The organism is Cobetia sp., from assembly GCF_983723665.1.
In genome coordinates this window covers 1-6,379 of record NZ_CFDJES010000153.1, presented here as the reverse complement: position 1 = coordinate 6,379, position 6,379 = coordinate 1, and the positions used below count along the sequence as shown (strand labels likewise).

Here is a 6,379-nt window from a genome sequence, read left to right as displayed (position 1 = left end):
TCGCTCGATTACGGTTGCTTTTCCTTGTGTGTCAGTAACTTATTGTTTTAAAAGCCAACTCATAATCCCCTAGTCTGATCCCAAAGGTTTCAGCCGACCAGTATCCTCCAGTCTTATCCCCCTCCAGCCAAGCCCCCATACTTCCCCTTGAAATACAATAACGGCCGCGCGGTCGCACCAACATCCAAATTCAGCCCCTTCACTTCTCCGATCACGATCAGGTGATCGCCTACGGGGTGCTCAGCGTGAATCTTGCAGTCGAGCCAGTGCAGGCTGTCATTGATGACAGGGTTGCCGAGAGGAGAGAGCTGCCAGTCGATGCCTTGCCATTTGTCCACCCCCACGCATGGCGAACTGGTTAGAGACATGGCTTTGCTCGCTGGAGAGGATATTGACAGCGAAGCGCTCTGCCTGGCGAATCTTCGGGTAGCTGAAGGAGCTTGCCTTGACGCTGAAGGAGACCAGCGGCGGATTCATCGAGACGCTGTAGAACGACTGGCAGGTGAAGCCGATCGGCTCGTCGTCGGCTTGGGTGGTGATGATGGTGATGCCGGAGGCAAAGTGGCCGAGGGCTTCACGGAAACTAGCGGGGTCGATGGCGGTGTTAGCTTTGGTGTCGGTATCGAAGAGTTACATGGCAAGCCCTGCAAGAATGGAGAGGTGATAAGTGTCAGCCGTGGGGGAGGGACTGCAGCGATAGTGCGGGGCTAAGAGTTTGAGTGACAAGGGGGAAAGTGATGGAAAAATGGCCATCGTGAATCCTTCACGATGGCCATTTTTGTTTGCGGCGGTGTCAGCCGCTGCTACCTCTAGCGCTATCACAAGCTGTATTTCACATGGACTGTTATCTCTACTGACCAGCTTAGGCATACCGCAATGCGTATGGGGGCTTGCCGGCGTCCACTTTCTCGGCTGATTGACGATTGTGGCCTTCGGAGAGGGAGGTAATTGCGCAGGACCATGCACGAAGATGTGAAATGAGCGGAAAAGTACGCGATCAGCCATGCGCTCAGACACGAGACGGCTGTCAGCTTGATAATATCTTCCGAAGATAGTCTGCAAGCCAAGGGGCTCTTGGTTCCGGGCAAGTCATCAAACGTGACGATGAAGTCTCTGAGGTGTAGTGGTATATGGATAGCTTGGACAAGCGTGCGCTTTACCTGCAAGAGGTCAGCAGTTGTGGTGGGGTTCGGGCGGCAGCGGAGCATCTGGATGTGAATCCTTCTGTCGTGACGCGTCAGATCCGGAGTCTGGAGAATGAGCTTGGTGTGGCGTTGCTCGAGAGAAATGGCCGCCACGTATTGCCAACGGAGGCGGGGAGACTGGTACTGGAGAGTTATCTTGCGCAGCGGCAACTCAACTCCGAGCTTCGCGATACGCTGTCACGCTGGAAGAATCTGCAGACAGGGCAGGTCACTGTCTCTGTCGGTGATGGTTTCGTGGATAGCTTCATCAAGTCGGTGCTGAGTACCGTCGCAAAGCGTTATCCGGATGTGATGATCGATATGCGGACCGGCATCTATGTGCCGCGCGAGCCTCATGAGATGGTCTTGCATGATGAGGTGGATATCGCGGTGACTTACGGACCGGTGGTAGACCCGCGTCTGGTCGTGCATTCCTTTGCCCGCGGGCCTTTATGTGCGCTCGTGGCGAGGGATCACCCCCTGGAAGATCATGAGAGCGTCTCCGTGGCGGAGTTGGCGCGTCACAAGTTGATTTTCCTGCCGGAGGTCTCGGGGTCGCAGCGTCTGGTCAATGACATCTTCCGTACGGCAGGCCAGGTCGCGACGCCTTCCTACCGCTGCAATCTGCATTCCATCTCGCGTCGGATGGCATGTGCTGGCGTTGGTGTCGCCTTCATGACTGCAGCCGCGGCACATGAAGAGGTCTCGGCGGGTCTCCTATCTGCCATCCCAATCGAGCATCCTTTGGCAGAGGCTACCCAAGGCAATCTGGTGCGCAGAGTCGGCAGGCGGCTGACGCCGGCTGCCGACTATCTATGGAAGGTGATGATGGGGATGCACTGACTCAGCTTGCCATCATGTAGACCCCCGGCCCGATGGCCCAGCCCAGAGAGAGCCATAGCATCAGGAAGGTCGACCAGGCGATCAGGAAGCCGAGGGCCAGCGGCAGCATGGTAGCCACGAGGGTGCCGAGGCCCATTTCCGGTTGATAGCGCTGCATGTAGACCAACGCCACCGAGAAGTAGGGGCTCATCGGCGAGATGATGTTGGTACTGGAATCCCCGATACGGAACATCGCCTGCACGAAGGCAGGGTCGAAATCGATCATCATCAGCATGGGCACGAAGACCGGTGCCATCAGTGCCCATTGCGCGGAGCCGCTCGTCATGAAGATGTTGAGCACTGCCGTCATCACGATGAAGGCACCGACCAGCGGGAGGCCGGTAAAGCCCGTGCTTTGCAGGATATCGGAGCCTTCAATGGCAATGAACTGACCCAGCTCGGACCACTTGAAGTAGGCGATGAACTGCGAGATCGCGAAGAACAGCACTAGCGTCGGGGCCAGCTCGCTGGCGGATTCCGTCATCTTCTGTGGGACATCGCGACTGCTGGTGATCTTGCCGACAGTCGCGCCGTAGACAAGCCCTATCAGTACGAAGTACAGGAACATCAACGGCACGAGAGACTTGAGGAAGGGAGAGGGGATCAAGCCGCCATCGGCATTGCGTAGCGGTGAAGCCTCAGGCAGAACCGCGATCAAGACAAGTGCTACATAGGCCAATGTGGCCAGGCCGACGCGCTTGATGCCGGTCCATTCTTCAGGCTTCAGCTCAGGCTTTTCGCCCTGTGCCGTGAAGTCCTTGCCCATGGGCAGGACACGTTGCAGACGCGGTTCCACTACCTTGTCGATGATGAGAGTCCCGACGATGGCTAGCACGAACACCGAGCAGGCGACGAAGTAGTAGTTGTCGACGGGGGAAATGTACGCCTCGGGATCCACGAGTCTGGCGGCATCCGTGGTGATGCCGGAAAACAGAGCGTCGCCCACGGTCACGAACAGACTGGCATCGTAGCCGGCGCCTGCAGCTGCATAAGCTGCCGCAGCACCGGCGATGGGGTGACGGCCCACGGAGTGGTACACCATCGCCGCCAGCGGGATGAGGATCAGGTAGTTGGCATCCGAGGCGATACTGCCGCAGATACCTGCCATGAAGACGCAGAACGTCAGCAGGACCGGTGGCGCTTTCGCGACGCTGACCTGCATGAGCGTGGACATGAGACCGACCTTGTCAGCCAGTCCAATCCCGAACATGACGACCAGGATGAGCCCCAAGGGCGGGAAGTTGATGAAGTTGCTGACCACGCTGGTCAACATGAACTCCAGACCCTCAGGTGATACCAAGCTACGCACATGTACTACGGCATCGCTTTGCGGATTGACGGCAGACACACCGAGCAGATCCAGCACCGCCGAGGCGACGATGATCAACCCTGCCAGAATCGTGAACAGAATGAAGGGGTGAGGGAGCTTGTTCCCTGTACGTTCGATGGATGCGAGAACGGCTTGCATTGTTATTGTCCTTGTTATGTTGATCTGACCGACTTGTTCAATCGCGTGCCAGCAAGTCCTTGGCCAACGATAGGAAGACACCGCCCGCGACCGGCAGGATGTCGTCATTGAAGTCGTAATGCTCGTTGTGCAGGTAGGCACTGTCGCCGTTGCCGACGAAGAAGAAGCACCCGGGGATTTCCCTGAGGTAGAAGGCGAAGTCCTCAGCGCCCATGGTGGGCATGTAATCCAGCTTCTTGATGTCATCACTGACTTGATGGTGACGAGCGATCTCGAGAACCTTGTCAGACCATTCGGCGTCATTGAGGAGAGGGGGGATCTCAAGCTCATGCGCCATTCGGTAGCTGGCGCCATGCGCGCTGCACACGCCCGAAATGACCTGCTCAAGCTGGCCGGCCAGAGCATCACGCGACGAAGTGCGGTCACTGCGGATATTGATCAGGATCTCGGCTTCGCCGGGGATGATGTTGGCCGCATCACCGGCATGGAAGGCGGCAATCGTAATGACGCCTGCTTCCAGCGGCGATTTGTGACGCGCGACCAGTCCCTGAAGTTGCTGGATGATCGAGGTACCCACGTAGATCGCATCCACTGCCAGGTGCGGCATGGCGGCATGCCCGGTTTTCCCTTCGACTGTGACCCGGAAGGTGTCGTTACCCCCCATGGCCGGTCCGGGCTTGACGAATACCTGACCGGCCGGGAAGTTCGGACGATTGTGGTAGCCGAATATCGCGGAGACTTTCGGATTCTCCAGCACACCTTCTTCGATCATCCGCGCCGCGCCGTTACCGCCTTCCTCCGCCGGCTGGAAGATCAGCTTCAAATGCCCTGACAGGGTACCGCGCTGCTCCATGATGGATTCTGCCGCCAAAAGGAGTGTGGCGGTATGGCCATCATGTCCGCAGGCATGCATCAGCCCACGCTTGGTGGAGCAGTGCGAAAAGGTGTTGGCCTCATCAATCGGCAGCGCATCCATGTCCGCGCGAAAGGCGATCACGGGCCCCGGGCGACCAGTGTCCAGTTCCGCCAAGACACCTGTCTCTGCAATACCCTCTGTGACCTTGTAGCCCAGCTCGCGCAATTTCTCTGAGACCACCTTCGCTGTCTGGGTCTCCTCGAACTTCAGCTCGGGATGCTGATGGAAGTGGTGCCTGAGCGATCTAGCCGTCTCTATCTGACTGTCAGTAAACATTGATTGTCCTGGTTCTAGTTTAGGAGTTGCTTGACTACGCTAGAACAAGTCGGAAACGCGAAGGGAGACCAAAGAAGGGCGTGTTTGTTGACCTGAGTGCAACGAATATCAGAGGGCACTCATTTTCTTGTCTCTGAATTTACCGGTGTAGCGGGCAAAGGTGATTACCGGTGATGCATTCTGTCTCGCACAGCTCGGCCCCTAGTGGGGGCTGCAAAAAGCAGCTGATCGACACGTGCAAGAAGCGCTGCTTCGATAGCCTATTCAAGAGGTCGGGCAGTCGTGTCTACGTAGGGCCGGGTACCGCCCATTCGATGGTTTAAATTATATGCTAAAAGCGGCCTTAAATGACGATTCTGATCTTGAAGGTAAACCGACATGGTTTATTATTTGTATTGGGAACGGAACTTAAGGTCGCTTTTCTACGTGAAAATAAACCAGTTACTACAGAAGATCCCGCGTGACGCCGTCGTGACGACCGCCTGGCTGGCGTCACACGGCGTCACATCTGATCAGGCGCGTAAGCTGGCCAACAGTGGCTGGCTGCAACGCGTGGGGCACGGCGCTTACTGCCAAGCGGGGGAGCCGCTTACCTGGGAGAGCGCTGTTTTCGCCCTGCAGACGAGCGGCGACACGGACTTTCCACCGCTGTGGCCGGGTGGCCAGACGGCCCTGGCACTGCATGGCTTTACCCATTATCTGCCCATGGGGGAAACCACGACGCACCTGTATGGCAAGGAAGCCGTTCGGCTGCCCCGGTGGTTGAGTGATGCTAGGTGGGCAGGGTGGATGGTGCTCCATTCTGAAAAGGGCCTGCCGGTGCAGCTTCCCGGTAGCTTCACGGACTACGCGTCGGATGGCCGGGCCTTCAGCTTGCAGGTATCGACGCCCGAGCGCGCGATCCTAGAGTGGATCGCCGTGACGCCGAATGCGCTGCTGTTCAGCAGTGAGCTGGTGGACACCTTCGGCGGGCTCAATACGCTGCGCCCGCGCCGGCTGCAGGCATTGCTGGAGGGGTGCCGTTCGGTGAGAACCAAGCGGGCCTTCCTGGTGCTGGCGCGCCACGCCGGGCATGCCTGGTACGGTCGGCTGGCACCAGACCGACTGGACCTCGGCAGAGGCAAGCGGCAGCTCTGCCAGGGCGGCAAGCTGGACAGGGAATATCACGTGACGGTGCCGGAGGCGTTCCTGCATGCCGATTGACGCTCGCTACCACGAACAGGTCAGGCTGCTGGTCTCGCTGCTGCCGTTTCTCAATGACGAGCCGTGCTTCGCCCTCAAGGGCGGTACGGCCATCAACCTCTTCGTGCAGTCATTACCCCGTTTATCGGTCGATATCGACCTGGCCTACCTGCCGTTGGAGCCCCGTGACGAGGCACTACGACACTGTCGCGAGGCGCTGCAGCGCCTCGCAGAGGCCTTCAACTCTCGGCTGCCAGGCGTGCGCGCCGAGCTTCAGAATAATCGCCGAGACGAGCTCAGGATCCTGGTGCGCCGAGGGCGTAGCCAGGTGAAGGTAGAGGTGTCGCCGGTGCTGCGTGGCACTCTGCACGCGCCCCAGGAGCGCGATGTCGCTGAAGCTGTGGAGGACGAGTACGGCTTTGTTGCGGTGCAGGTGGTGTCACTACCGGACCTGTATGGCGGCAAGATCTG

The 6,379-nt window shown here is 58.4% G+C and carries 6 protein-coding genes and 1 pseudogene; 3 read left to right on the top strand and 4 right to left on the bottom strand.

Annotated elements, in window-relative coordinates:
- Positions 1-113: 113 nt before the first annotated feature.
- On the bottom strand, positions 114-473 hold the full coding sequence (locus tag AC4FAH_RS12645) for a flavin reductase family protein (RefSeq protein ID WP_287020252.1): 360 nt from the start codon (positions 471-473) through the stop codon (positions 114-116).
- Positions 454-597, bottom strand: a pseudogene (locus AC4FAH_RS12640) (flavin reductase family protein); the annotation flags it as partial. The gene AC4FAH_RS12645 and the pseudogene AC4FAH_RS12640, both read right to left, overlap by 20 nt.
- Positions 598-1,130: 533 nt before the next feature.
- On the opposite strand from AC4FAH_RS12640, the gene AC4FAH_RS12635 reads away from it, so the two are divergent.
- Complete coding sequence (locus tag AC4FAH_RS12635; RefSeq protein ID WP_490246143.1) at positions 1,131-2,027, top strand: LysR family transcriptional regulator; 897 nt, start codon at positions 1,131-1,133, stop codon at positions 2,025-2,027.
- 1 nt (position 2,028) lies between these two features.
- Here the strand turns inward: AC4FAH_RS12635 and AC4FAH_RS12630 are convergent, their stop codons facing one another.
- Entirely contained in the window at positions 2,029-3,534 is a 1,506-nt protein-coding gene (locus AC4FAH_RS12630; protein ID WP_490246142.1) for an AbgT family transporter, read from the bottom strand.
- A gap of 37 nt (positions 3,535-3,571) precedes the next feature.
- On the bottom strand, positions 3,572-4,726 hold the full coding sequence (locus AC4FAH_RS12625; protein ID WP_490246141.1) for a M20 metallopeptidase family protein: 1,155 nt from the start codon (positions 4,724-4,726) through the stop codon (positions 3,572-3,574).
- Positions 4,727-5,104: 378 nt separating this feature from the next.
- Between AC4FAH_RS12625 and AC4FAH_RS12620 the strand changes: the two genes are divergently transcribed.
- Both AC4FAH_RS12620 and AC4FAH_RS12615 read left to right on the top strand, forming a co-directional pair.
- Positions 5,105-5,929 carry a type IV toxin-antitoxin system AbiEi family antitoxin domain-containing protein gene (locus AC4FAH_RS12620; protein ID WP_490246140.1) on the top strand — a complete coding sequence of 275 codons (825 nt, stop codon included), beginning with the start codon at positions 5,105-5,107 and terminating at the stop codon, positions 5,927-5,929.
- On the top strand, positions 5,919-6,379 hold a 461-nt coding region (locus AC4FAH_RS12615; protein WP_490246139.1), incomplete at its 3' end, for a nucleotidyl transferase AbiEii/AbiGii toxin family protein. The genes AC4FAH_RS12620 and AC4FAH_RS12615, both read left to right, overlap by 11 nt.

Bases quoted from the DNA above. Each gene is read 5' to 3' on its own strand.
- AC4FAH_RS12635 (WP_490246143.1), top strand. From the start codon at position 1,131: ATGGATAGCTTGGACAAGCGTGCGCTTTACCTGCAAGAGGTCAGCAGT.
- AC4FAH_RS12630 (WP_490246142.1), bottom strand. From the start codon at position 3,534: ATGCAAGCCGTTCTCGCATCCATCGAACGTACAGGGAACAAGCTCCCT.
- AC4FAH_RS12625 (WP_490246141.1), bottom strand. From the start codon at position 4,726: ATGTTTACTGACAGTCAGATAGAGACGGCTAGATCGCTCAGGCACCAC.
- AC4FAH_RS12620 (WP_490246140.1), top strand. From the start codon at position 5,105: ATGGTTTATTATTTGTATTGGGAACGGAACTTAAGGTCGCTTTTCTAC.